This window comes from Rickettsia endosymbiont of Pantilius tunicatus, from assembly GCF_964291875.1.
Lineage (GTDB): Bacteria > Pseudomonadota > Alphaproteobacteria > Rickettsiales > Rickettsiaceae > Rickettsia.
Genome location: NZ_OZ198175.1, coordinates 145,896 through 170,420 on the forward strand (window position 1 = coordinate 145,896; position 24,525 = coordinate 170,420).

The window sequence follows — 24,525 nt, forward strand, 5'->3', positions numbered from 1 at the left end:
CATTTTCAAAAATAAGCCCTAATCCTAAGTAAGGAATAGGATAATATAGCTTAATGCGATAAGATAGTGACTTAGAGTATGAGTTAGATTATACTAAATGAAAAACTTATGGCAAAGGCATATTCATACGATTTAAGAATACGAGTAATAAAAAGTTTAACAGATGGTAAAACAATAAAAGAGACTTCTGAGATATACTCTATTAGTAGGAAGACTATAATAGAATGGAAAAAATTAAAGAAACAAACCGGCGATATCAAAGCAAAAAGTGGTTATCATACAGGACATCGTAGAATAATAAGAGACATAGAAGGATTTAAAAAATTTATAGAATTAAATTTTGATAAAACCACCATGGAACTAGCTAACAACTGGAGTCAAAAAGTATCTGCAAGTACGATATCAAGATTGCTTAATAAATTAGGTTATAGTTATAAAAAAAACTTTTCTTCATCCCAAAAGAGATGTTGGTCTAAGGAATGAGTTTATATTGAAACTAAAAACTATAGACAAACAAGATTTAGTATTTATCGATGAATCTGGGATAGAAGATAATAGCTGTAGAGAACACGGGTGGAGCATTATCGGTCAAAGATGTTATGGTGAAAGGGTCTATCAACATAAATCACGGATTAGTATGATTGCTGGGGTGTCTGCCAAAGATATTATTGCCCCAATAATATTTGATGGGACATGTAATAAGGACATTTTTGAAACTTATGTACAAGAGATATTGATCAAAGAGTTAAAGCCTGGTCAGATAGTAGTAATGGATAATATTAATTTTCATAAAAGTACAAAAGTGAAAACGTTAATTGAATCTGTTGGTTGCAGTATTTTATTTTTACCAACTTACTCTCCTGATTTAAATCCTATTGAGCATTACTGGTTTAAAATCAAGAACGAAATAAGAAAAACTGTTTATAATTTTGAGCACTTTTTTGATGCGGTTTACTATGCTCTTGAAAAAGTCACTACCTTATCGCATTAAGCTATACTTTTGCTATATTTAGTTTGATATAAGGAATTACGATCTGCTAAATGTTGCACGGAAACTTTATGCGGTGACCAATCTGTAGATAAAATATTAAACTTTTTACATAATGCTTCAGTTAAATCTTGTTTAAGTATAGAAACCGGTTCTGTTTGCATCGGATCGCCTACTATTATAACATTCTTAGACTTAAAAATAGCACTAGCTGCATATTGTGGAGGTATTTGCCCTGCTTCATCAACAAGTAACCAAGAAATTTCATTATGTTCAACACTGTTAAACATTTTATCAAATGAATGGAAAGTTGTTAAGACAAGCGGTACAACCATAAAGAAATTTTGCCAAGCAATTTTATTCATTTCAGTATCACCCTTTATGGAAGAATTCATTACTATATCAAAAAAATACTTCAAGCTATGCCAAAAACTATCAGCATTAGCATGTATAAATATTTCATGTAACTTAACTGCCTGAATAAATAATTTTGATTTTAATTTTTCAAATTCAATATTAAAGCAAGGTTGAGTTTTATGTAAATCACTTAATTTTTTATTCCAAAATGAATCATTTTCAAAAGCCTCAATATCAAAATTTCTATCTTTTAAAAATTTATGCGGTTCTAATAAAAGCTCGCCTATGTCTATCAGTCTTTTAAGATCAGTTACGATTGATTTTTCATAATTTAACTGATCTTCGTGTTTTTGTAATAATTCTTTATGTGTATGATATGTTCTTGTTTTGAATAATTTATGAAGAGATTTGAAATAACCTAGATCGTAATCGCCAATTTTTCTTTTATTGAGTTCTATTTGATTTTTTGTATTGGTTAAAATCGATTCTAAATATTTTTTTTGTACGCTCATTATCTTCATAAATATCATGTTTTTTCAATATGCTGCGTCTTTCCTTATTAAGATCAATAACCGACTCAATATATTTATAAGTTTGATCAATTTCCTTATGTAAGGTTAAAATTCAGTACAAGCTTTGTTCCATTCATCTTTAATTCCTGCACTATAATATTCAGGTTTATAATGTTCAGGAGCTTTATCTTTACATCCATTGTTATTTAGTAAATTAAGATATTGAAGCATTGCGTGATGAACTTCTCTCTTATTATCTTTATTTTGCTTATATTTCCAAAACTTATTTGTAAATTTTGCTTTATTTTTATTATTACCTAAAGCTGCTGCAAAAGTACCCCAGCTTAGATTTTTATCTTTGCTAGGTAAAAGCTGCTTAAAATAACTCAAATCTTTGTGATATAGAGCATCTATTTTGCTATACAAAGATATTTCTTTAGATATATTTTCAACGGCATTATTGTTTGATGAAGCTACAACCATACCGTAATTTTGTAACTCCGGCTTTAAAGCTTTTATATAATGCGTAAAAACTTTGGATGACGAAAGATTGGAATAGTTTTTTGTATCTTTACCAAAGCCGTCGGTAGGACACGTTAAATCAGTTAGTTTTAAAGCTCTTTCAACGTAAAGATTTGCAATAATATCAAACATTAGAGTTGTTTTTCCTGTTCCTGGCGGACCATTAACAGCAAAAAGATTTTCTGAAGAATTAAGTAATATTGTATTAACCGCTGCTGCTTGTAAAGCGGCTGGTGAATTTTGCGGTGATGATGGCCAACGAGAAAACGACATTTTATTTGGAGAAAGTAAATCTTTTAAAACATCTATATTTTCTAGCACATCTATAGAATCTGGTTTATTTTCTTTTCCTAAATATTTAGAAATTGCTGATCCGTTAGAAATATTTTTGATATTATATCTAACAAAGCTAAGAGGTTTTAGAAAAAAACTATTAAACATTTCTAAAGATGGCACTTTAGAGAAATTAGCATTTTCATTCTTTGAAATATCCTTAGAGTTTTGTTTATTCTCTTTTTCTTCATCTATTTCTTCAATTGATACAACTCTTCTAACGCAAATTTCAGAATGACTAACTAAATATTTTTGATCAATTGCAAATTCTTCAACTAAGAAATTAATAATATTTTTGATGCTTTCTAAGTTTAACTTTCTTCCTCCTAAAGGTATAATTTCTGCAAAATTCAATGCCTCGTTTATTAAGTTATTATCTACATCATTAAAGTTAATTAGTTTTTTGAAATCTTCTTCGCAAAAATCATGTCTTGTAATTTCTCCTAATGCGTAAGCTGCTGTGGAAATAACCATTGTATTTGGCATATAGATCATATTTTCGTCTATTGTTAGTGCGGCAATAGGAGTGAGGGCTAAATTATTTTGGTTGATGTGATCTTGTAAAACTTCTTCGTTTATTTGTGATAACTTATTTATTTTTTTAGGATAGCTACTTCTGCTTCTGACCATTTTAAATATCCTAAATAAATATTCCAATAAACTTCAACTTTATTTTTAGTTAAATCTACCTTCAGCTCATTTTTATCAAAATCTTCAAAAGGAGCATCCTTTAATAAATAGAGGGCTTCATGATCTTCTAGTTCATAATAAAATTTTTCTCGTTTATCTTGTCTTTCTTTATATCCCTCTATTGCTTCAAAATATTTAGTTAAAGTATCATTTTTAAAGGGGGTTAGTACTTCAATAATCTTCCATACATCTAAGATAGATTTAACTTGCTCGTCCGATTGATTATACATAGACAAAATTTTCTACTTAAAATAGAAAATATCCTAAGTGTGAAAATATAGGTTGTAAACAACTTTTTTATATTACTATTTATAGCTCTAAGAGTCTGTCTTGAAATTAAGGTTTAGTCAATTTTTTAAGCATAAGTGTAATCATATTGATATAAATAATATGTTCTGAAGTTTTATAGTTATGCTCATAGTCTTTACTCATACGACGAAAATTATTGAGCCAGCCAAAAGTACGTTCAACTATCCAACGCTTGGGAATCACTTTAAACCCCACTTGATCAACAATTTTACGAGAAATTGTCAGTAATGCTCTTACAGTTAAAAAACACCAAATTTGTGATGCTCCAGCATAACCACTATCTGCAAAAAATTTGATAATACTAGGATATTTTGCTTTTGCCTTGATTATTACATTTTTAGTACCATCTCTGTCTTGTATACCTGCTGAATGTACTTCACATGATAATACTAAACCAAGTGTATCTGTAACTATATGGCGTTTCCTACCCTTAATCTTCTTGCCTGCATCATATCCTCTAGCTCCCCTTTTTGGGTAGTCTTAACAGACTGACTATCTATAATCCCTACAGTAGGAGTGGATTTCTTACTTTCTTTCTCCCTTACTTTTTGGACTAATCTATCATGTATTTCTTGCCATCTACCATTCTTACGCCAACGTAAATAATAGTCATATACTGTTTGCCATGGGGGAAAATCTTTAGGTAATAATCGTCACTGACAACTACTCCTCATTACGTAACGAATGCCATTAATTATATCTCTTATATTATGTTTACGTGACCGTCCTATCTTGCAAGGACCAACAAATGGAGCTAAATGTATCCTTTCTTCTTCCACTATATCACTGGGATACATATTCCTACTTTATTATTTTTTGACAATATAAATTATTTCTTATATCTTTTCAAGACAGGCTCTAAGATATGTGTATAATTCACACATTTATTACTAAATTGCTAATTATTCTTAATAAATCTTTTTGTATTTTTTATAAATTCATTCAATATATTTTTTTCAATTTAAATTGAAAGGAGCAAGTGTAATGGATAATAATAAGGAAGTCATTAAATATATAGCCTCTAGTGTCTGGTCTTCTTGGAATCCTACAAACTGGTCACCAACCATGCAATTAGCTGCCGTAAGTTTTATATATTTTCTTGTTTAATTGATGATACTACCGCATATTCAATCAAGGATACAGACAGGATAGGTAATAGTCAAAATTTTAATTTTCATAGCACAAAATATCCTGCTTCTCGTTATGTAGAGCTTGCTAAGGAAATACCTATATGCTTAAAAAGGTTAAAAATATTTCACAAAATTGATTCTGAATATGTACCGGATAAATCACTAACTTCTCATAAATTCATCGATAACTTTTCTAATCTATTAGAGTATTTTAAGCTAAATTCTCTTAAAGATTCTACAGATTCTAATCCTAACTATCTTATAGCGTGGAGCTGGGCAAAAAACTTAGGAAATATTTTTGAGCATTTCGGTCAGAAGCTAAAGCGTGCTTGTAATAATATAGAAGAAGCTGAAAATTATTGGAAGAATTACGAACCGGAAGCATTTTCTGATTTTTCGGTATTTCGTGAGTCTGTAAATATAATGACACACTGCAATGATGCATTATTAGGTTGTAGGGATATTATATCAGATATATATCACGACACACTATAGTCATTATTACCTATTTAATTATCGTGCCATAATAAATTGAATATCTAATTCTAGTTTTTCCCAAATTTTATCGCAAGTAAGAATGGGATAATTTTTAAATATGGCAAGTGCAATACATGCTCTATCTCCAAGTGATAAACCAATAAGCTTTGGTTTTATTAATAATACTTGCACTAATTAGAGCTTGATCATGACAAAAATCTATAATTTTTATATCTGATAATTTAATAATAGTCTCAGCATCTTCTTTCTTTAAGCCTTGCATTTCTATACAATATTTGTACACCTCAGCAATGTTCACGCTTGAAATAATTCCATCTTTCATGTGCTTTTTAATAAAAAGATAACCTTTTTCCTTAGCAAATAAAGCAATTAATGCCGATGCATCAAATATTATTTTTGACATTATTTTTTACTTCTTGCTTCTTCTATGAAATATTCTTGACGTTTATTAGCTATAAAATCATCTACTATGGAAATTTTTTTATTATGTTGGTTTTTCATAAAAATCTTATGGATTTCATCAATTACATTATCAGAGTTTATAATTTTTACTTCATTATTTTCAATTTTTATAGTTATTTTTTCACCAGGGTGCATATTAAACCTTACTCTGATTGGCGCAGGTATAAGCACTCTGCCATGTTGATCCATGCTAGTTAATACTCTTTCCACATTTTCCCTTTTATGATTATTATACATAATTAACATTTTTTATAATATGGCATTTTTTATTAAATGACAAGTTATATTTAAATCGTTTCAACGCACATAGCTATACCCATACCGCCACCGATACATAGTGTTACCAAGCCTTTTTTAGCTTTATTTATTCTTAATCCATGTATTAAAGTAACAAGAACACGTCCGCCGCTAGCACCGATCGGATGTCCGATTGCTATTGCTCCGCCATTCACATTAACCTTATTCATATCCCATTTCATTTCACGATTAACATAAATACTTTGAGCGGCAAAAGCCTCATTTACTTCAATAAGATCTAGATCGTTAATGCTCCAACCGGCTTTGCTTAGAGCTTTTTGAGAGGCAGGAACGGGAGCAGTCCCCATAATACTTGGATCAACACCGGCTTGAGCATAAGAAACAATACGAGCAAGAGGAGTTAGATTATGCTTTTTTAGAGCCTCTTCAGACACTACCATAAGGCACGCAGCACCATCATTAATTGATGAAGCATTACCGGCAGTAACAGTGCCATTTTTATCGAATGCAGGGCGTAATTTACCTAAAATCTCAAGGGTAGTGTCAGGTCTAACTGTCTCATCATGATCAAATAAGCTAGTAGTTTTCTTGACAGTTACTTCAATAGGCAAAATCTCATCTTTAAATATTCCGGCTTTCTGGGCTTTTGCAGCTTTTTGATGTGAGCTTAAGGCAAATTCATCTTGTTGCTCTCTAGTAATATTAAATTGCTTTGAAATATTTTCAGCAGTAATACCCATAAATACTCCTGAGAATACATCAGTTAATCCATCATATTGCATTAGATCAACCATTTTAATATCACCGAATTTAGCTCCTGCTCTTATATAACTGCCATGCATACCAAGCGACATATTTTCCTGCCCGCCTGCTATCACGATATCGTTATCACCAGTCATAATTGAGGCTGCTGCAAGTGCTACAGTTTTAAGACCTGAACCGCAAACTTTATTGATCGTATATCCTGGTACTTCTTTAGGGATACCTGCATGAATTAGAGTTTGTCTTGCCGGATTTTGTCCGCTACCCCCCGTTATCACCTGTCCAAGTATTACCTCATTTATTAAAGCCGGATCAATTTTACTATTTTGCAGAATATCTTTTATTAAATGCGTTGCAATCATCGGTGCAGGAGTAGTACTAAGACTACCCATAAACGAACCGAAAGCCGTTCTTTTCGCATGAGTGATGTAAACCGGTTTTATCATGATATATACTCCTTAAAAATAATATTTGTTACATTCCTGTCATTCCGTGGCGGCATTGCCCGCATGGCTCAAGAATTGTCTTCGAGGTCATCCCGTGGACAAGCTACGGGATGACCTTAATGTTAAAATAAATCCGCTAGTTTATTATTTATCAAATAACTAATATGTCCGCCTGGTACTTCTATAAGAGTAGAGTTTTTAAACAATTTTTGCAAAGATAAAATAGAAGATTCAGGCACTATTTGATCATTTTTTGCAGCTACGATATATACAGGGCAGTTAATTACGCCTGGGTCAATTACTGTGCCACCTACTTTCCATTTTAAATTCATAAACATATTTTCACCTAATATATTCTGCATAATCTGATTATAAGTGTCGTTCGGTATATCATGACCGGACATTAGCCAGTTTTCAATTCTGAAAGCTAGTTCTTGCTCTTTTTCGGAAGTTAAGGAAAAAAATTTATCCAGCTTAACCTGAAAATAATCAGGGAATAGCAGAAAAAATAAAATCTGAATATGAATTTTGGGAATTAACGGCAAATTTTCTATGTAAGCATCTAGCTTCAAATATTGATGCAACATTTTTACATAAAAGAAGTGAGAAAAATCCCAAGGGCAGGTTAGTAAAGTTAAAGTTTTTATAGATTTAGATGCGATTATATTTGCAGCTATTGCAAGATTGCCGCCGATACAATGCCCTATCAAATTAATATTATTCACATTTAAATTATTTATAACTTCAACTATTTTATGTACGTAATCATCTAATAAATAGTTTGATTCTTTAACCTCTAACCAATCTATTAAATAAACTTCACCTTGTTCTCTTAAATTCTCTATAAAGCTTTTATTGCGGCTTAAGAAAAATATTTCCGGTGAATTGAAAATGGAAGGGATGATTAGGAATGTCTTAATGTGTTTATTTGTCATCCCGCGACTCAATCGCGGGATCTCAGAATGCAGCCTGTGATGAAAGATACCGCGGTCAAGCCGCGGTATGACATTGGTTGAGCAATAATACACTAACCTATAATATTCAGTTTGCTTTATTATCTCCCCCGTTTCTAAATATCTATTACCTAAATTATGATTTTTTGCGTAACTATTATATAGGTCAAAATATTCCTGATATTTATCGTTATTCTGCATCCTAACTTTCTTATATTATGTTAATCTTTCTTGACATTGAACCAAAAATATTATATAAACTTTCGCATCTTCAGAATGTAACAAAACAGTATATAGCCTCTAAATTTTTTAGAGAAAATATCTTTTTATAAAATCTCGAAGTGCTTAAGTTTTTTTTTTGTCCCCTAGGGCTTTATAATGCTAAGTACCTCATCATCGCGACCGTTTAAAACCAAATTTAGAGCCGCTTTTTGGCCTATTCATAATTACGAACTCGGAAAGTTTATTCCGATGAGTGCCTTGATGTTTTGCATTTTATTCAATCAAAATATTTTACGCATATTAAAAGATAGCATTTTAATTTCTGAAATCAGTGCAGAGATAGCCGGTTTTGCTAAAGTTTATTGTGTTACACCTGCAGCTGCTTTATTTTTAATTATTTATGCTAAAATGATTAATCATCTCACTTTTGAGAAGATTTTTTATTATTTAACTGCATTTTTTATCGGTTTCTTTGTTTTATTTGCTTTTGTTATCTATCCTAATATTCATGTTTTTCATGTACATCCGGACCATCTAGCTGATTGGATGGAACGCTACCCGCATTTTAAATGGTATATATCATTAATAGGTAATTGGGGTTATATAGTATATTATAGTCTTGCCGAGCTTTGGCCTAATATTTTTTATGTATTATTATTTTGGCAATTCGCTAATGAGCTTACTACTACTGAAGAAGCTAAAAGATTCTATACGCTTTTCTCGTTATTCGGTAATTCATCTTTAATATTGGTTGGCTTCTTAATGATGAATTTATCATCTGAAGAAACTATTGTGAAGCACTTTATAAATATTTCTGACAGCAAAATCACTTTAGTACAAATATCAACTATTTTGGTTACAATCGTTGCAGTTATTTGTTGTCTACTAATTCGTTTTATTAGCAGAAATGTTTTTACCAATCCATTATTTTACGCCAAGGCAAAAAGTGGGCGGTCAACTTCCGAGCGTATGGGGATTATTAAAAGCTTTAAATATATTGCAAAATCTAAATATTTATGGCTACTTTTAATCTGTTCGGCAGCATTTGGTTTTGCTATTAATTTAGTTGAAGCCGTATGGAAAGCAAAAATTAAGGAGCTATACCCAACTGTTAATACTTATGCTGAATTCAACAGTCTATATATACTTTGGACCGGCGTTGCCATTATGGTTATGACTATTATCGGTAATAATGTTATGCGTATGCACAACTGGTTTGTTGCTGCCGTAATCTCACCTGTGATAATAATGGTTACCGGTGTTTTATTCTTTGTGCTTATTGTATTTGATCAAAAAATTCTCTCATTATTTGATGGAGCAATTCTAATGTCACCTCTTGCCCTTGCTGTATCTATTGGCGGGATTCAGAATATTTTAGCTAAGGGAACAAAGTATTCTATATGGGATACTTCAAGAGAAATGCTATATATCCCTCTTGATCAAGAGTTAAAAACGAAAGGTAAAGCTGCTGTTGACGTGATAAGTGCAAAAGTTGGTAAATCATCAAGTGGGCTTGTACAATCTATTATATTTACCATAGTCCCAACTGCAACTTTTACCTCTATCTCACCTGTTCTAATGGTGGTATTTACTTTTGTATGCCTTGCTTGGATTTATGCGGTTAGGAAGATATATTTTGAATATCAAAAAATAGCGTAGACTTGATGAACTTGAAAAATTGGCGTCGTCGTTCTATAAGCACTGTGGTGCTCACGTATTAAGTATACGCTCCGCTTTGGTTTTCTACAATTGTTTATCTAAATTGCAGTTAAAAACTTACAAAATCAGATTGACTTATTTAAAGTTTTGCCTAGAATCATTTTGGAGCAGCTAAAGGCTGTTCTTGGGTGTCGAAACCCTAACGGCAAGAGGTTTAAATCAGCCTTTAAATGATTTTCCTCGATCATATCAGGGTCGGGGAGGTTGTAGCCATGTTCAGGGCTTAAAGTTAATACTTTAAGCCTAAAAGCTACTCAGCTGTTCTTGTCGACGGTTTTCGAACTCCCCGGTCACCAATTAGGCTTTGCTTTTTTGGTGATCAAAATTAAATTAATTTAAAGGAGATTAAACCGCTATGAACAATATTGTAGAAAAAAGAATAGCCCTTATTGAGCCATATTTAGATTTTATTATTAAAAGTGAAGAATTATTGCGAGAAATCTATCCAAATGGCATAGATAGGGATTTAATGATAGAGTTTATTTTAGCTAAGAAGCCCTATAAATCTTATGCTTATTATACTCTAATTCGTAGTTTATTCAAATCGCCATGCAATAAAATTATACTTATAATTGACAAACAATTACTAAAATCTTTCCTGGGCTTATTTCGCTCTATTATCCTTGGTACTTTATCATATCTCAAGCTAATTAAAATTTTTATCTATGATGAGAATGATTTCGTTTTAGATATAAAAGCCTTAAAAAGTAATGAAAATTACTTCTGGTCATATAAAATCAACTACTTTAAAAAATTGATTAATGGGAAATGATTATTGTTGCTCGTGTGAATCGAAAACCGCCATATATGTCATTCTTAGCTAAAAGCGGGAATCCAGGAAAAAAGCATAAATACAGCAAATTTTTAAAATTAAAAGCTTAGGTTATTTCGCTTTATACTAGATTCCTGCTTTCGCAGGAATGACATCGGAATCACACAACAATGTCGCCACGGGATGACAAGATTGAGTTGATCCGCACGGTCAGTGCAAAAAGTAAGATGATGTTTATTTATAACTTATAAATCCCAGAGAATTCAGGGAGTTTACTGTTTCAAATAATGGTAGTCCCATAACATTTGAATAAGAGCCAGCAATAAATGAAATGAAAGCTTCGGCATAACCAGAGATTTTACATCCTCCAGCTTTATCAATTCCTTCATCTAGTGAGCAATAAAAATTTAGCTCTTCTTCACTTAATCTTTTAAACTTAACGACTGTTTGGACTATTTTCTGCCTAATTACCAATTGATCTTTATCTTTTTTGATAATACATAAACCGGTATAAACACGATGACGACGTCCGGATAATATATTCATACAATATCTTACTTCTTCAGGACTGCTTGCTTTGGGCAATATTCTTCTTCCAAGTGCCGTTACAGTATCTGCTGCTATGATAATAGCAGAATCTTCTATTTGAGAGGCAACTTTTGTAGCTTTTTCGTAAGCAAGCCTTGTAGCTAAGTGATTTGGTGATTCACGTAGATTAGGCGTTTCGTCTATATCTGCTGGAATAATTTGTGCAGGTGTAATTTTAATTCTTTTAAGAAGCTCAACCCTTGCAGGTGACTGTGATGCTAGTATTATAGGTAGGTTTTTTGATCGATATTGCATGCTTAAGATTGGTGACGAAGAATCACACGTCCCTTAGTTAAATCGTAAGGGGTCATTTCTACTGTAACTTTATCACCCAATAATATTCTAATACGATTTTTACGCATTCTACCAGCGGTGTGAGCAATAATTACATGACCATTTTCCAACTTCACTCTAAAAGTAGCGTTAGGTGCAAGCTCAATTACTGTACCTGTAAACTGAATGAGATCATCTTTTGACATTAATTTATATTCATAATGGTCGGGGCGGAGAGATTCGAACTCCCGACCCTCTGGTCCCAAACCAGATGCGCTACCAGGCTGCGCTACGCCCCGAGAGTTAATTTCCTATATTATATACTCCATTATTTGCAACAAATCAATTTGTTTATTCAAAAATATGTAAATATTAGCTTATTTAATAATGAAAGCAGCAATTATTAACTTATCCACTTGATACCCATTGAGTATATATTAACTCATCTTAATAAAATTTTAACTATGGTTAAAATTAATTATATTTAAGCGGAAAAATTAAATTTTATTTAGGTTTTACGAAGTTATTACAAAAAATCTACAAAATTTAATTTTCTTTAATAAATAAAAACAATTTTAAGTTACCATTTAATATTCTTATTTTCCTTTAAAACTTAGCTTTGCTCGTATTCTTATTATACATAATTAATATTTTTCAATTAAAAGTAGTGTGTTGTTTATAGAACAAATTTATGCACCAGAAAAATTTTATTGTTTTAACAATTATTAATTATTTCTTCTATTCCTTTTTTATTATTAATTAAAATACAGAGTAAAAATATTAATTTTATTATTAACCATTTTTAAGGTTAAACATAACGAAAATATTAATATTTTTATATTACCCTTTGCACGAAGTAGTTACCAATCTTCACGCAATACAGAATAATATTTGCTGAGAAAATACAGATCTCAAATTTTAATTTAAAGATTAAGCAAACTTTAGGAGACGTTATGTCAAGTCAAAAAAATAACATAAAGGATTTCGTAAAAAAGGCACTAGTCAGTACTTCTATGGCTGCAACAATGCTTACAGCAGAAAGTGCTTTTGGTACATCAACGTTCATAAATCGAAATGTGATAGGCAATAATGCTGATCTTGCTAGCGGTACAAATCTTGATGGGAGTGTACCATATTCATATGCTAACTCCTTACTTACAGTTCCAGGAACATTTACTAGTATTAATGCCAGTGTACCTTTAATTAATTCGATATATCTAACTGATAAAAATGTAACAATGATATTTCCAAATGATATCACAATTGGTAGCATTGTTCCTCCAGCTTTAGATCAAGCAGATACATCATTACAGATGTTTATAACTAATGGTTCAAATGTTACTTTGAACGGCACTGCACCTACTCTTGCACAGGCTCAAGGTGCTGTAGATATATCTAATAACTCAAGTCCTTTTGCACCAGGTTTAGGTTCTAATGTACCTACTTATACTTATTTTTTGTACAATGTAGATTTTGGTAATAACGGAATATTAACTATTAATGCTCCTAAAGCTACGGAACAGGATAATAACGAAATTGATCTTACTGCTGACACCAAGCAAACTACAGTAACTAATGCTGCAGCTGCAACATTAAATGTTATTACAGATTTCCAAGTACGTGATGCTACTTGGTCTACTGTAGGGACCACAAATATTAGCGATGGTGCAACTTATAAATTTATTACTGATGCAGGTGGTAATATTAACGTTCAACCGGCAGGTAGTAAAATAAATTTTTTAGGTCAAACTTCCACATTATATATCAGTAATGAAAATCAATCAAGCGGTGAGTTTAGCTCTAGTACCCCAATAGTAAGTTCAAGTGATACTATCGGTGAAGTAGGTGTTCATATTTCTACTCCACCAACAACAATTAGTGCTAATTTTGGTGGCAGTAATACTCTAAGATTAGGTACTTTCGTCACTGATGGTACTAACGTAACAACTATTACCGGTAATGTTTTTGCCCAAACTATTCAAATTGTTCAAAACCCTTCAAAGCTGCCTCCTAATACCACGCAGCTTAAATGGCAAACACCGATTGATACCGGAGCAGGAGGATTAGTACAATTTAATAGTTCTAGTATTTCAGAGTTCCAAGCAGCTATAACCTCTAATATGGATTTAGATGGAACGGGTGCAACAGCAATAATAGATCCTGGAGTTAGTATAACGGGTAATGTAATTAATTCCGTAGCGGGAGGAGCTCAGAACTTAAATTTTGCTGGGAATAACGTAGTTACTGGTAGCATAGGGGGAAATGTTACAGGAAGTAATCCTGTTGATACGTTAAATATTGAAAATAGTGGTAATAGTGATGAAAGTGGTAATGTTGATGTTAAATCTATATTAGTTAATCTTCCGGGAGATGTGACTGTTAACAATTTTAATTTTACTAGTGATGGTATAGCTGCTGTGGGCGGAACATTAACCGCTACATCAGGAGTAATTTTTAATAATCAAAATGGACTGCTTATATTTGATGGAGCAGCAGGTCCTTATGTTTTTTCAAGCCCTGTTATTAACCAATCAATTGGTGAAATAACAGTAGCTACCAATCTTACAGTAACTGACCCTAGTATTGCTGATATTGGAGGTACTCAAATAGGATCACAGCTTCCTGGAGCACTAACTTACGCAATTAATCAACCAAACCTTAATCTCTTAGTAGGCGGTAATATACTTACTTTTGCACAAACTAATTCTAGTCTAACTTTTGCTGCTCCTACTAAACAAACTGTAGCCTTTAGTGGTAGTATAGATGGTTTTACTGATGGTACTAGTAACATGGTCTTAAATGGTACTCAACCTTTAACTATTGAAGGAACTACAGATGCTGAGACTATAGGGGCTAATAATAAATTTAATAATTTACAGATTATAGGAAATGTTATTGCTTCAGGTGGAGCAAATCTAATTAATATTGCTGGCTTTAATCTTCTTACTGTTACTGGTGGTAGTAATTTTACAGATCAGGGTGTTACCTCGTCAAATATTGCTTCTATAATTATTGGTGACAGTAATGGTAATGGAGGTTATTTACTCAAGCCAGTTGCAAATTTTAGCCTTAACACAGATAATATGAAATTTGGTAGCCAAGACTCTGAATTAGGGATTGAGGGTAATGGAACAAATATAACAGTTACTTTAAATGGAAGCTTAGACCCTGGTACATTAGGTAATGGTAAAATTGGCTTAAACCCAGGTGTTGGTGGTTCTTTAACAATAACTGGAGCAAGTAGTTTAGGTATACAGGGACAGGGAGGCAACCTTTTAAATCAAATTGTACCATCAGGAACTGGCAATGTTACTATAACACCGGATATTAACACCGTAAATCCTCTTCTTACGGGTTTAGTAGGTCAATTAATACTCGGAAATGTCAATACTGGTATTAATTTTGCTGCTGCAACTAATCTCACAGTAAATAATGTTACTGGAACAACTGATTTTAAAGGTCAGACAGGTATAGTAAATATTAATAATAATGGAATAGTTGGCATTGTCACAAGTAGTATAGCTGGGACTCCGGCAGGTACTGTTAATTTTGCAGGAGCAGGAACAAGTACTGCCATTACTAATGTTACAGTAGTTAATTTTAATGGTGCTGGCACAGTTGAAATAACTTCTCCATCTGGTCCAAGCACTTTTACAGTTAATAATGCAGATGCACAAGTTAATACAGCTGCATCGCCTGCTGCTCTTACCGGTACAGTTGCTGAAGGTGATGGAACAGTGTTTGCTGTTATTAAGGGCTCTGCTTCCGTTAATGACGGCTCAATAACTGGTAGTATAAGCGGGGATGCAACTATTACAGGTGATGGAGAGATTACAGGGAATGTTGATGGTAATGCAACTGTAAACTCCGGTGAACTTACAGGTAATACTGGTGGTAACGCAAGCGTAGGTGTAGACGGACAAATTACGGGTAATATAGGAGGTACTGCTACATATACAGGTGCAGGAACTATTACTGCTACAACTATTGGTAGTCAGACTGACTTAGCAGGATTTGCTGGTGTATTAAATGTTAATGCAAATGGAACAGTAGGAAATGTTATAAGCAGTAATGGTGTAGTTGGAGAAGCTATGTTAGGGGATAGTGTAACAACTGGTGACATTATTAACGTTGCTACTGTTAATTTTGCAGGAGCTGGAACAATTAATGTCCCCCTTCGGGGATCAAAAATCCCTCGCCTTTAGGCGAAGGGAAGATATAATGAAATTGCTTTAGCAATGAATTTATATCAAGAAATATGAGAAGTTATAGAAAGAATAGTCATAGTCAGTATGATTTAAAAGTGTATCTTATATGGATACCAAAATATAGGAAGAGAATATTGATAGGCAAAGTATCGGAAAGGACTAGAGATTTACTGAGGCAGATTTGTATGGAACATGAAGTACATATAATTTCAGGGAAAATATCATGTGATCACGTACATATGTTTATCTCATATAAGCCGCAAATATCTCTTAGCAAGTTAGTACAGTATTTAAAAGGCATTAGCTCAAGAATTTTATTGCAAGAATTTACTCATTTACGAAAACAATTTTGGGGCAATCATTTGTGGGCTAGGGGCTATATGGCAGTCAGTTCAGGTAATATAACTGATGAAATGATACAGCACTATATTGATGAACAGGAAGGTGAACCTGTGAATGATGATCGATTTCTAATCGATTCCACTTTATAACCCCTCAGCTTATAGCTGAGGGTTGTTTTGTTCTATTCAGAACGCAGGAGCAGTTAATTTTAATGGACCTGGTCTAGTTACTTTGACTAATGCTTCTAGTGCCGGAACTTTTACTATTGTTCAAGATGGAACAGTTGTTAATGATAGTAACTGAGTTACTGGTAATGTAGTTGCAGGTGATGGTCAATTTAGTTCTAATATTGATGGAGGTGCTTCTGTTAATGATGGAACAATAACGGGTGGTATAAGCCAAAATGCAACTATTACAGGTAATGGACAAATTAATGGTAGTGTTGGCGGTAATGCAGCTGTAAATGCTGGTCAGCTTATAGGTGATGTAACTGGTAATACAACTGTAACTACAGGACAAATGACTGGTAACACTGGCGGTACTTTATCTTTAGGTGCAGGACATGTTGCCGGTAATGTCGGTAGTAGTGTCACGTTTACAGCTGTAGGAGGAGCTCTTGATACTACTACTGTTGGTGGACCAATCGATTTTGCGGGTTATAATAGTACAGTTACTGTTGCTGATACTGGTAGCTTAACAAGCGTTACAAGTAGTACAACTACCGCATGTAATGTAGGGTTTGCAGCTAATGCCACTGTTACAGGTGCTATAAATAATATTTCGACAATAGTTATAGAGGGTGCAACAGGTAAAACAGTAACTTTTGGTGATGATATATCGGTAACCTCTCTTGGCTTTACTAACGGGGGGGGGACCCGCTGATTTAAAAGGATCGCTCACTGGTAGTCTTAATTTCGGTACTAATGGTGGTGTTTTACAGTTTTCAGGAACAAATCCAGCCGGCTATTCATTTAATAGTGCAGTTACAAATGGTCAGAATGAAACATTAAATGTTTATACTAATTTAACATCTACTGACGCATCTATTGGAGATATAAGTATAATTAACATAGGTCAGTTAGGTACACCGAATGCTCTTAATATACTAGTTAACCAACCAGCATTAAGTTTACTTGCTGCAGGTGGATCTATTAGTTTCAACGATCCGGGTTTAACATTAAACATACTACCAGGACAAGCACAAACTATAACATTTAATGGTAATTTAGATGGCACTACAGGAACAGGTGGCGGTATTTTAGACTTTGATGCAACTAATGGCGATTTAACGTTACAAGGTGCAACAGGTAATGAAACTGTAGGGGAGACTAATCAGTTAAAAGCTATAAAGAGTCTTCCCAATTAAGTGTGTGAGTCTTCCCAATTAAGTGTGCAAACTTTTTCAAAGGACTAGATTCTATCTTCAAATTTTATTAAAAAATGAGCCATAGCCGCATTCCAATTTGGCATAGGCATTGACCATTTTTTGGTCATGCAATAAATTGCTAAATATAAGCTTTTAAAAACAGCATTATCATTTGGAAAAACCCGTTTATTTTTTGTAACTTTTCGAAGTTGACTATTAACGGATTCCACAGCATTAGTTGTATAAATTATTTTCCTTATTTCTTCTGGATATCCTAAGAAAATCATTAAATTATCCCAGTGAACGTACCAAGATTTAGCAATTTGATGATATTGTTTATTCCATTTAGATTCAAAAGCCTCTAAAGCGGAAAGTGCTTCTTTTTCTGTGCTAGCTGTAATAAATAGGTTTTAAATCACCAGCAAGCTCTTTCCGGTCCTTGTATGATACATATCTTAAACTATTTGTAATTTGATGTACAATACATAATTAATGCTCCGTCTTTGGAAAAACAGCACCTATAGCTTCAGACATACCATTAAGGTTATCGCTACATGCTATCAGTATGTCTTGCATACCTCTATTTTTCATCTCAGTAAAATTACCAAGCCAAAATTTAGCTCCTTCATTCTCGCTGATCCACAATCCTAAAATATCTTTCCGTCCTTCTAAATCAACGCCTAAGGCAACATATACTGATTTATTGATAATACGTTTATCTTGACGCACTTTTACTATTAAACAATCAAAAAATACTATAGCATATACTGGATCTAATGGACGGCTCTGCCATAGCTTAACATCCTCTATTATATCATCTGTGATCCCGCTAATTAAACTCTTGCTTACATCAGCTCCATATAACTCCTGAAGCTGTAATTTTATATCTGATAAACTCATACCTTTAGCATACAAAGATAGTACTTTATCATCAAAACCATCAAGTCTTCTTTGACGCTTTGCTACCAATGATGGTTCAAAGCTACTATTTCTATCTCTTGGTACCTCAATCTCAACAGCACCATTCTTTGTAATTAGATTCTTTGTATTATAACCATTACGTGAATTCTGGGCAGCACTTTGATTATACTTGCTATATCCTAAATGATTATTCATCTCAGACTGTAAAGCTCTCTCTACAAGACGCTTGGTCAGTTCTTTTAATAAACCATCCTACGCAAATAAAGTTGATACATCTGTATCATTATTGATCAATAAATCTATCGCTTGATCCATTGCAGCATTTTGTTTCTCTGTCATTGTAATTTCTCTTTTTGTTATATTTTCTTTTATATAACCTTTGGGAAATTTACACACTTATTTGGACAGAGCCGTTTTAAAATTAATGACCAGTGCAGGAAGTGGTATTACCAGTACTATACAATTAACAGGTGATATAACACCTCCTGATCCTAACACTGCTATAGTTGAAATAAATGCTAAAAATGCCGGGTCTACATTAGTAATAGATGGTACTAGTAATGGTTACTCAATCGGAACATTAGCTCTTCCTATGAGTAAGATAAAATTCACTGGGGATGGAACAATAGAAGTAACAGCTATTAGTACTCCGGCTATAGAGGTGTCTGTTTCAAAACTTGCTATAGCGGAAGTGAATTCGAATGTGTTCTTTACTGGTCCAGCTACTCTTGCTGGCGTTCAAATTAATGGTGATATAGATTTCCAAGGTAATGCTGCGAATGTAGTACTTGCTTCTGATACAGCAAATAATTTACCGGCTCTTATTAGTGGTAATATAACTAGCACCGGTGCACAAAACGGTACTATAGAATTTATGGATGATGGTACTATAGGCACAGTAGATAGTAACGGAGTTTCAACAAACACTATTACGAACATTGCAATGTTAAAAGCTGGTGCAGATAACAGTACTGTTATAGTTAACTCCGGCGGTAATATGTCAATTGGTGAAATACAAGGAAAACTGGCACGGGTACAATAGTATTTACGCAAGAAAACCCTACTATAAACATATATATCAATAAGACAGGTGGTTCAGCAATTAACTTAACTTTCAATAATGGTGGTAATATTCTTGGTGATGCCGGTAGTAACACGCCAATTGGAGATATTATAGTATTAAGTGGGATGTTAAAGCTTGGTATACCAAATAGTGTACCTGATAGTATTATGACTGGAGGTGCTATCTATCTTGGTCCAGGTGCAATAGTTCAATTTAACTCAAGTAATATATCATTCGATGTATTTAACTATAATCCCCCAGGGGCTTTTAATGTTTTTGCTATTACTGGGAGTGGTGGAACATCAGAGTTTAATGATAATGATCCTCAAATATATAATAGACAAGAGGGAAAAGTAGATAGTCCATTAGGGTTGATTCAAATAAATGGCAATGATGTAACCTTTACTCAACCAATATATGTATCAAATATTGATTTTACAACTCCTCTAGCTGCCACAGCTACTTTTGCTAATACGAGTGTAGTCGGCGGTGCTACTACTAATGCTGATGATTTACATACAATTGCAATATCTGGTGACTTAACAACCGGTACTGCCCCATTTGGTGATCCTGTTAACAGCTTAAAATCGATTCGCTTATTAACAGGTGGTAAAATAACTATTAATAGTCAAGATTTCTACTCTGGTGTTACAACTAATACAAATAATATAATGGCTTTACTGATGATTTGGGGGATAGCACCAATAGTCTTCAAACTGTACAATTTAGTAGTGTTAAGGGTACAGTTAAAGGGGATACTTATTCTGAAAATGTTACTATAGATTCAGGTAAATCGGTAATTTTCAGCGGTTATAATAGCAGAAATACAAGCGTGCCTTCATCAACAGTCGGTGGGGTTACAGTCCCAAGAGCAACACCACAATTTAATTATCAAACAGTGGTTTCTTCTAGTGATTTCCAGGGTACTGATAATACTACTTCTGCCAAGTTTACTAATGCTGCATTAGTACAAGCACCGATCAATAAGGGTAATCTAACATTCGAAGATGACGTATGGTTACAAAAACCTATAACAGGTGTTAACACTATTACTTTTGCACCGCAGAAAAACGCATTGATAAGTGCAGCTGTAGGAGCAAATAATATAGTTGCTGATCAAACAACTATGGTGTTTGTTGGTGATAATGCAAATATTCCTGTACAAGGTAGTATAACAGGAAATAACGTTACGTTTGATCTCGGTAATAATACAGTTGTATATAATGGTGCTGCTGCTCCTACTGGTACTCTTATATTCAATGTCTTCTATGATACGACTAATGCAGGGAAAACAACAAATACTAATAGTGGTAATATAGTTTTAGCAAATGGTGCTACACTTGATTTATCAAAAATAGACTCAATTCAAGTTAATCTAACTGCTCAGAATAACCCAACTGGTATAAGACTTGGGAGTGCTTATCCTTTAGTCAGCTCAACAGGTGGTAGTATAATACCAGGTGCTGCGGCAAAATTACCTTTTAATGTTATAGCTAATGAAAAGAACTTTGTCAGATGGGTTATAAATGATGATTCGTTCATACTTTATACAGCAACAGCAGATATAATACCTGCAATTTCAATACCTTCAATTGCAATACATAGAATAATTCACAGTAATCCAAATATAATTATACCTGATATAGATATTATAAACCCAGTCATTGGCGGATTTACTCCTGCAACTCCAGGCACAGATAGCGTAACAGGTGGTGTACTTACTCCAGTTGATCCAAATATCCCAGGTAATAATGTTGTTGTAACTGGTAATAACCCAGTAATTGTTAATGGTGGCAATACACCATCAATAGGTAGCGGCGGTAATACCCCTAACGGTCCAGTTACAGGCGGCTCTGTGATCGGTGGTGTATATACTCCAAGCAACCCAAGTAATAGCGTAGTGCCTAGCGGTCCTGGTACTGGCGGAAGCACTCCATCGATAGGTATAGCTTAATGCGATAAGGTAATGACTTTTTCAAGAGCATAGTAAACCGCATCAAAAAAGTGCTCAAAATTATAAACAGTTTTTCTTATTTCGTTCTTGATTTTAAACCAGTAATGCTCAATAGGATTTAAATCAGGAGAGTAAGTTGGTAAAAATAAAATACTGCAACCAACAGATTCAATTAACGTTTTCACTTTTGTACTTTTATGAAAATTAATATTATCCATTACTACTATCTGACCAGGCTTTAACTCTTTGATCAATATCTCTTGTACATAAGTTTCAAAAATGTCCTTATTACATGTCCCATCAAATATTATTGGGGCAATAATATCTTTGGCAGACACCCCAGCAATCATACTAATCCGTGATTTATGTTGATAGACCCTTTCACCATAACATCTTTGACCGATAATGCTCCACCCGTGTTCTCTACAGCTATTATCTTCTATCCCAGATTCATCGATAAATACTAAATCTTGTTTGTCTATAGTTTTTAGTTTCAATATAAACTCATTCCTTAGACCAACATCTCTTTTGGGATGAAGAAAAGTTTTTTTTATAACTATAACCTAATTTATTAAGCAATCTTGATATCGTACTTGCAGATACTTTTTGACTCCAGTTGTTAGCTAGTTCCATGGTGGTTTTATCAAAATTTAATGTCCCCCTTCGGGGATCAAAAATCCCTCGCCTTTAGGCGAAGGGAAGATATAATGAAATTGCTTTAGCAATGAATTTATATCAAGAAATATGAGAAGTTATAGAAAGAATAGTCATAGTCAGTATGATTTAAAAGTGTATCTTATATGGATACCAAAATATAGGAAGAGAATATTGATAGGCAAAGTATCGGAAAGGACTAGAGATTTACTGAGGCAGATTTGTATGGAACATGAAGTACATATAATTTCAGGGAAAATATCATGTGATCACGTACATATGTTTATCTCATATAAGCCGCAAATATCTCTTAGCAAGTTAGTACAGTATTTAAAAGGCATTAGCTCAAGAATTTTATTGCAAGAATTTACTCATTTACGAAAACAATTTTGGGGCAATCATTTGTGGGCTAGGGGCTATATGGCAGTCAGTTCAGGTAATATAACTGATGAAATGATACAGCACTATATTGATGAACAGGAAGGTGAACCTGTGAATGATGATCGATTTCTAATCGATTCCACTTTATAACCCCTCAGCTTATAGCTGAGGGTTGTTTAGTTCTATAAATTTTTTAAATCCCTCTATGTCTCTTATTATTCTACGATGTCCTGTATGATAACCACTTTTTGCTTTGATATCGCCGGTTTGTTTCTTTAATTTTTTCCATTCTATTATAGTCTTCCTACTAATAGAGTATATCTCAGAAGTCTCTTTTATTGTTTTACCATCTGTTAAACTTTTTATTACTCGTATTCTTAAATCGTATGAATATGCCTTTGCCATAAGTTTTTCATTTAGTATAATCTAACTCATACTCTAAGTCACTATCTTATCGCATTAAGCTATACTGTAGATGGTACTGAGAATGCGTATGGTAAATACAACTCAACTTCTTATAGTGCTCAAGTAGTAGGAGGTTATAACTACTTATGGAAAGATAGCTCTCTTGCACCAATGGCAGGTCTAAGATTCACTAGAATTAAAGATTCCGGATATCAAGAACAGGGTACTACTTTCCAAAACTTAACTATTAAGAAGCGTCAATATAATAAAGTTGAGGGAATACTTGGTGCTGAAATTAAGACGACATTCTATAAGGATGACTTCATAATTAGACCACAAGCCCATGCGTTTATTAATTACGACTTTAGTGGTAAAACACCAGCAATCGTTGCAGAGCTTAATGGTATTAACGAGCCATTACCAGTACAAACACCTAAAGCTACTAAAATGTTATATGATCTAGGAGCAGGTATAGTAGTTAAGAAAGGTAATACGGAGTACATTATGGTCTTAATTTTGCTAAAAAATACCATGCACAAAGTGGTACTTTAAGACTTAAACTAAACTTCTAAGAAACTAACCTAAAAATAAGTAAAGTATAAGATTTTTTGAATCTTATACTTTACTTATTCTAAACGTAATATTTTGCTTGTTACATACATTCTTTACTAACTCTATATTTTTATATCCTACTGCTAAATGCAAATCTGTCCATTTTTCAAAATCTATGATTTGTGGGGGTATTAAAGATTCAAAAAACTTTCTTATAGGAGTTTTAGGAATGTGGATATATTTAATAGCTAGTATCTGGGCAATATTTGTTTCTGTAGTAAGCTGTAGTCACAGTTATTTCCACCAATTAATATATTTTGGGCGTGATTATTAAAATAATATTAATGATAATGTCAATGGAAAATGTTATTGTACTAAGTCTAAGTGATGCTGATAGGTAGAATAAAAATCTTCTCAATGTAATCTTGAGTTCTAAATCCCATAGAAGAAAATAAAAAATATTAAAATTTTCAATATTGTTATTTATTTTTTATTATGATTTAATTAGTAAAACCTTTTGTAGGTAGTATTATTGTATATATTAATTTTTTTATAGGATTATTTTATGTATTGGTTACTTCTTATTCTAGCAGGATTATTTGAAATAGCATTTGTTATTTCATTAAGATATTCAGATGGTTTGACAAAACTAAAACCTTCACTTGCCTTTATTTTTTGGAGCTTTAAGCTTTATCTATCTGGCTAAAACCTTGGGTAAGATCCCAACGGGTACTGCATATGCCGTATGGACAGGTATAGGTGCAACAGGTACAGTTATATTAGGTATACTTGTTTTCAATGAACCGGTATCTATATTACGCTTATTTTTTGTTACTACCTTAATAGTATCTATAATCGGACTTAAATTTTCTTAAAAATAATTAT

The 24,525-nt window shown here is 33.1% G+C and carries 26 protein-coding genes, 1 tRNA gene and 5 pseudogenes; 15 read left to right on the forward strand and 17 right to left on the reverse strand.

All coding sequences use genetic code 11. From position 1 onward, the window contains the following. Nucleotides 1-108 precede the first annotated feature (108 nt). Nucleotides 109-991 (forward strand): IS630 family transposase gene (locus ACICQC_RS00865; protein WP_395476497.1). Its coding sequence is split into 2 segments (ribosomal slippage): nt 109-435 and nt 437-991, totalling 882 coding nucleotides; the frame shifts between segments, so codons are not numbered across the junction. Here ACICQC_RS00865 and ACICQC_RS00870 read toward each other — a convergent pair. The 6 genes and pseudogenes from ACICQC_RS00870 to ACICQC_RS00895 all read right to left on the reverse strand — a co-directional run bounded on the left by ACICQC_RS00870 (nt 988) and on the right by ACICQC_RS00895 (nt 4,508). After that, nucleotides 988-1,857, reverse strand: a complete 870-nt coding sequence (locus tag ACICQC_RS00870) for a hypothetical protein (RefSeq protein WP_395477058.1) — start codon at nt 1,855-1,857, stop codon at nt 988-990. The genes ACICQC_RS00865 and ACICQC_RS00870 overlap by 4 nt on opposite strands. A gap of 105 nt (nt 1,858-1,962) precedes the next feature. Further along, nucleotides 1,963-3,342, reverse strand: coding sequence for a hypothetical protein (locus ACICQC_RS00875; protein WP_395477059.1), 1,380 nt, complete (start codon nt 3,340-3,342; stop codon nt 1,963-1,965). Then, nucleotides 3,306-3,632 carry a hypothetical protein gene (locus ACICQC_RS00880; protein ID WP_395477060.1) on the reverse strand — a complete coding sequence of 109 codons (327 nt, stop codon included), beginning with the start codon at nt 3,630-3,632 and terminating at the stop codon, nt 3,306-3,308. Before ACICQC_RS00880 ends, ACICQC_RS00875 begins: the two co-directional genes overlap by 37 nt. Nucleotides 3,633-3,738: 106 nt before the next feature. Next, nucleotides 3,739-4,146, reverse strand: coding sequence for a transposase (locus ACICQC_RS00885; RefSeq protein ID WP_395477656.1), 408 nt, complete (start codon nt 4,144-4,146; stop codon nt 3,739-3,741). Then, nucleotides 4,122-4,322 (reverse strand): annotated as a pseudogene (locus ACICQC_RS00890) (transposase); the annotation flags it as partial. The pseudogene ACICQC_RS00890 and the gene ACICQC_RS00885, both read right to left, overlap by 25 nt. A 42-nt stretch (nt 4,323-4,364) precedes the next feature. Continuing rightward, nucleotides 4,365-4,508: a hypothetical protein gene (locus ACICQC_RS00895; RefSeq protein WP_395476275.1), complete on the reverse strand. Its 144-nt coding sequence runs from the start codon at nt 4,506-4,508 to the stop codon at nt 4,365-4,367. 240 nt (nt 4,509-4,748) lie between these two features. Between ACICQC_RS00895 and ACICQC_RS00900 the strand changes: the two genes are divergently transcribed. Then, nucleotides 4,749-5,336 (forward strand): hypothetical protein, encoded by a 588-nt coding sequence (locus tag ACICQC_RS00900; RefSeq protein WP_395477061.1) that lies wholly within the window; start codon nt 4,749-4,751, stop codon nt 5,334-5,336. Nucleotides 5,337-5,457: 121 nt separating this feature from the next. On the opposite strand, the gene ACICQC_RS00905 is transcribed toward ACICQC_RS00900, so the two are convergent. The 4 genes from ACICQC_RS00905 to ACICQC_RS00920 all read right to left on the reverse strand — a co-directional run bounded on the left by ACICQC_RS00905 (nt 5,458) and on the right by ACICQC_RS00920 (nt 8,421). After that, nucleotides 5,458-5,742, reverse strand: coding sequence for a PIN domain-containing protein (locus tag ACICQC_RS00905; RefSeq protein ID WP_395477062.1), 285 nt, complete (start codon nt 5,740-5,742; stop codon nt 5,458-5,460). Then, on the reverse strand, nt 5,742-6,038 hold the full coding sequence (locus ACICQC_RS00910) for an AbrB/MazE/SpoVT family DNA-binding domain-containing protein (protein ID WP_395477063.1): 297 nt from the start codon (nt 6,036-6,038) through the stop codon (nt 5,742-5,744). The genes ACICQC_RS00905 and ACICQC_RS00910 overlap by 1 nt, the downstream gene beginning before the upstream one ends. 50 nt (nt 6,039-6,088) lie before the next feature. Further along, nucleotides 6,089-7,267 (reverse strand): acetyl-CoA C-acetyltransferase, encoded by a 1,179-nt coding sequence (locus ACICQC_RS00915; RefSeq protein ID WP_395477064.1) that lies wholly within the window; start codon nt 7,265-7,267, stop codon nt 6,089-6,091. Nucleotides 7,268-7,389: 122 nt separating this feature from the next. Beyond that, nucleotides 7,390-8,421 (reverse strand): alpha/beta fold hydrolase, encoded by a 1,032-nt coding sequence (locus tag ACICQC_RS00920; RefSeq protein ID WP_395477065.1) that lies wholly within the window; start codon nt 8,419-8,421, stop codon nt 7,390-7,392. A gap of 177 nt (nt 8,422-8,598) precedes the next feature. Between ACICQC_RS00920 and tlc5 the strand changes: the two genes are divergently transcribed. After that, nucleotides 8,599-10,101 carry a GTP/GDP exchange transporter Tlc5 gene (gene tlc5 / locus ACICQC_RS00925; RefSeq protein WP_395477066.1) on the forward strand — a complete coding sequence of 501 codons (1,503 nt, stop codon included), beginning with the start codon at nt 8,599-8,601 and terminating at the stop codon, nt 10,099-10,101. A gap of 415 nt (nt 10,102-10,516) precedes the next feature. Next, on the forward strand, nt 10,517-10,933 hold the full coding sequence (locus ACICQC_RS00930; RefSeq protein ID WP_395477067.1) for a hypothetical protein: 417 nt from the start codon (nt 10,517-10,519) through the stop codon (nt 10,931-10,933). 234 nt (nt 10,934-11,167) lie between these two features. Here the strand turns inward: ACICQC_RS00930 and ACICQC_RS00935 are convergent, their stop codons facing one another. The 3 genes from ACICQC_RS00935 to ACICQC_RS00945 form a co-directional block, all read right to left on the reverse strand. Continuing rightward, on the reverse strand, nt 11,168-11,776 hold the full coding sequence (locus ACICQC_RS00935) for a Maf family protein (protein WP_395477068.1): 609 nt from the start codon (nt 11,774-11,776) through the stop codon (nt 11,168-11,170). A gap of 2 nt (nt 11,777-11,778) precedes the next feature. Then, nucleotides 11,779-12,000, reverse strand: a complete 222-nt coding sequence (gene infA, locus ACICQC_RS00940) for a translation initiation factor IF-1 (protein WP_011476840.1) — start codon at nt 11,998-12,000, stop codon at nt 11,779-11,781. A 16-nt stretch (nt 12,001-12,016) separates the two neighbouring features. After that, nucleotides 12,017-12,093: transfer RNA gene (locus ACICQC_RS00945), tRNA-Pro, on the reverse strand. A gap of 654 nt (nt 12,094-12,747) precedes the next feature. On the opposite strand from ACICQC_RS00945, the gene ACICQC_RS00950 reads away from it, so the two are divergent. The 5 genes from ACICQC_RS00950 to ACICQC_RS00970 all read left to right on the forward strand — a co-directional run bounded on the left by ACICQC_RS00950 (nt 12,748) and on the right by ACICQC_RS00970 (nt 17,710). Then, the gene (locus ACICQC_RS00950) at nt 12,748-15,999 is read left to right on the forward strand and encodes a beta strand repeat-containing protein (protein ID WP_395477069.1); all 3,252 of its coding nucleotides are present in this window, start codon (nt 12,748-12,750) and stop codon (nt 15,997-15,999) included. Nucleotides 16,000-16,052: 53 nt separating this feature from the next. Continuing rightward, on the forward strand, nt 16,053-16,493 hold the full coding sequence (tnpA, locus tag ACICQC_RS00955; protein WP_395476231.1) for an IS200/IS605 family transposase: 441 nt from the start codon (nt 16,053-16,055) through the stop codon (nt 16,491-16,493). A gap of 22 nt (nt 16,494-16,515) precedes the next feature. Further along, complete coding sequence (locus ACICQC_RS00960) at nt 16,516-16,647, forward strand: hypothetical protein (protein ID WP_395477070.1); 132 nt, start codon at nt 16,516-16,518, stop codon at nt 16,645-16,647. Between the two features lie 216 nt (nt 16,648-16,863). Then, nucleotides 16,864-17,226: a hypothetical protein gene (locus ACICQC_RS00965; protein WP_395477071.1), complete on the forward strand. Its 363-nt coding sequence runs from the start codon at nt 16,864-16,866 to the stop codon at nt 17,224-17,226. Beyond that, nucleotides 17,195-17,710 carry a hypothetical protein gene (locus tag ACICQC_RS00970; RefSeq protein ID WP_395477072.1) on the forward strand — a complete coding sequence of 172 codons (516 nt, stop codon included), beginning with the start codon at nt 17,195-17,197 and terminating at the stop codon, nt 17,708-17,710. The genes ACICQC_RS00965 and ACICQC_RS00970 overlap by 32 nt, the downstream gene beginning before the upstream one ends. A 44-nt stretch (nt 17,711-17,754) precedes the next feature. On the opposite strand, the pseudogene ACICQC_RS00975 reads toward ACICQC_RS00970, so the two are convergent. After that, nucleotides 17,755-18,970 (reverse strand): annotated as a pseudogene (locus tag ACICQC_RS00975) (IS256 family transposase). A gap of 85 nt (nt 18,971-19,055) precedes the next feature. On the opposite strand from ACICQC_RS00975, the gene ACICQC_RS00980 reads away from it, so the two are divergent. The 3 genes from ACICQC_RS00980 (at nt 19,056) to ACICQC_RS00990 (ending at nt 21,648) form a co-directional block, all read left to right on the forward strand. Further along, entirely contained in the window at nt 19,056-19,673 is a 618-nt protein-coding gene (locus ACICQC_RS00980; protein ID WP_395477073.1) for a hypothetical protein, read from the forward strand. A gap of 146 nt (nt 19,674-19,819) precedes the next feature. Next, nucleotides 19,820-20,476 (forward strand): hypothetical protein, encoded by a 657-nt coding sequence (locus ACICQC_RS00985; protein WP_395477074.1) that lies wholly within the window; start codon nt 19,820-19,822, stop codon nt 20,474-20,476. Next, on the forward strand, nt 20,383-21,648 hold the full coding sequence (locus tag ACICQC_RS00990; RefSeq protein WP_395477075.1) for a hypothetical protein: 1,266 nt from the start codon (nt 20,383-20,385) through the stop codon (nt 21,646-21,648). Before ACICQC_RS00985 ends, ACICQC_RS00990 begins: the two co-directional genes overlap by 94 nt. Here the strand turns inward: ACICQC_RS00990 and ACICQC_RS00995 are convergent. Beyond that, nucleotides 21,645-22,293: pseudogene (locus tag ACICQC_RS00995) on the reverse strand (IS630 family transposase); the annotation flags it as partial. The gene ACICQC_RS00990 and the pseudogene ACICQC_RS00995 overlap by 4 nt on opposite strands. Before the next feature lie 99 nt (nt 22,294-22,392). Between ACICQC_RS00995 and tnpA (ACICQC_RS01000) the strand changes: the two are divergent. Beyond that, the gene (gene tnpA / locus ACICQC_RS01000; protein WP_395476231.1) at nt 22,393-22,833 is read left to right on the forward strand and encodes an IS200/IS605 family transposase; all 441 of its coding nucleotides are present in this window, start codon (nt 22,393-22,395) and stop codon (nt 22,831-22,833) included. Between the two features lie 9 nt (nt 22,834-22,842). On the opposite strand, the gene ACICQC_RS01005 is transcribed toward tnpA (ACICQC_RS01000), so the two are convergent. Continuing rightward, nucleotides 22,843-23,088 carry an IS630 transposase-related protein gene (locus tag ACICQC_RS01005; protein ID WP_395477076.1) on the reverse strand — a complete coding sequence of 82 codons (246 nt, stop codon included), beginning with the start codon at nt 23,086-23,088 and terminating at the stop codon, nt 22,843-22,845. 48 nt (nt 23,089-23,136) lie between these two features. On the opposite strand from ACICQC_RS01005, the gene ACICQC_RS01010 reads away from it, so the two are divergent. Continuing rightward, nucleotides 23,137-23,640, forward strand: a complete 504-nt coding sequence (locus ACICQC_RS01010; protein ID WP_395477737.1) for an autotransporter outer membrane beta-barrel domain-containing protein — start codon at nt 23,137-23,139, stop codon at nt 23,638-23,640. A 69-nt stretch (nt 23,641-23,709) separates the two neighbouring features. Here the strand turns inward: ACICQC_RS01010 and ACICQC_RS01015 are convergent. Then, nucleotides 23,710-23,944, reverse strand: a pseudogene (locus ACICQC_RS01015) (ankyrin repeat domain-containing protein); the annotation flags it as partial. Between the two features lie 261 nt (nt 23,945-24,205). Between ACICQC_RS01015 and ACICQC_RS01020 the strand changes: the two are divergent. Beyond that, nucleotides 24,206-24,515, forward strand: a pseudogene (locus ACICQC_RS01020) (DMT family transporter). The last annotated feature ends 10 nt before the right edge of the window (nt 24,516-24,525 follow it).

Excerpts from the sequence above, each read along its gene's own strand:
- ACICQC_RS00870 (WP_395477058.1), bottom strand. The coding sequence starts at position 1,857 with ATGAGCGTACAAAAAAAATATTTAGAATCGATTTTAACCAATACAAAA.
- ACICQC_RS00875 (WP_395477059.1), bottom strand. The coding sequence starts at position 3,342 with ATGGTCAGAAGCAGAAGTAGCTATCCTAAAAAAATAAATAAGTTATCA.
- ACICQC_RS00880 (WP_395477060.1), bottom strand. The coding sequence starts at position 3,632 with ATGTATAATCAATCGGACGAGCAAGTTAAATCTATCTTAGATGTATGG.
- ACICQC_RS00895 (WP_395476275.1), bottom strand. The coding sequence starts at position 4,508 with ATGTATCCCAGTGATATAGTGGAAGAAGAAAGGATACATTTAGCTCCA.
- ACICQC_RS00905 (WP_395477062.1), bottom strand. The coding sequence starts at position 5,742 with ATGTCAAAAATAATATTTGATGCATCGGCATTAATTGCTTTATTTGCT.
- ACICQC_RS00910 (WP_395477063.1), bottom strand. The coding sequence starts at position 6,038 with ATGTATAATAATCATAAAAGGGAAAATGTGGAAAGAGTATTAACTAGC.
- ACICQC_RS00915 (WP_395477064.1), bottom strand. The coding sequence starts at position 7,267 with ATGATAAAACCGGTTTACATCACTCATGCGAAAAGAACGGCTTTCGGT.
- ACICQC_RS00920 (WP_395477065.1), bottom strand. The coding sequence starts at position 8,421 with ATGCAGAATAACGATAAATATCAGGAATATTTTGACCTATATAATAGT.
- tlc5 (WP_395477066.1), top strand. The coding sequence starts at position 8,599 with ATGCTAAGTACCTCATCATCGCGACCGTTTAAAACCAAATTTAGAGCC.
- ACICQC_RS00930 (WP_395477067.1), top strand. The coding sequence starts at position 10,517 with ATGAACAATATTGTAGAAAAAAGAATAGCCCTTATTGAGCCATATTTA.
- ACICQC_RS00935 (WP_395477068.1), bottom strand. The coding sequence starts at position 11,776 with ATGCAATATCGATCAAAAAACCTACCTATAATACTAGCATCACAGTCA.
- infA (WP_011476840.1), bottom strand. The coding sequence starts at position 12,000 with ATGTCAAAAGATGATCTCATTCAGTTTACAGGTACAGTAATTGAGCTT.
- ACICQC_RS00950 (WP_395477069.1), top strand. The coding sequence starts at position 12,748 with ATGTCAAGTCAAAAAAATAACATAAAGGATTTCGTAAAAAAGGCACTA.
- tnpA (WP_395476231.1), top strand. The coding sequence starts at position 16,053 with ATGAGAAGTTATAGAAAGAATAGTCATAGTCAGTATGATTTAAAAGTG.
- ACICQC_RS00965 (WP_395477071.1), top strand. The coding sequence starts at position 16,864 with ATGACTGGTAACACTGGCGGTACTTTATCTTTAGGTGCAGGACATGTT.
- ACICQC_RS00980 (WP_395477073.1), top strand. The coding sequence starts at position 19,056 with ATGACCAGTGCAGGAAGTGGTATTACCAGTACTATACAATTAACAGGT.
- ACICQC_RS00985 (WP_395477074.1), top strand. The coding sequence starts at position 19,820 with ATGTTAAAGCTTGGTATACCAAATAGTGTACCTGATAGTATTATGACT.
- tnpA (WP_395476231.1), top strand. The coding sequence starts at position 22,393 with ATGAGAAGTTATAGAAAGAATAGTCATAGTCAGTATGATTTAAAAGTG.
- ACICQC_RS01005 (WP_395477076.1), bottom strand. The coding sequence starts at position 23,088 with ATGGCAAAGGCATATTCATACGATTTAAGAATACGAGTAATAAAAAGT.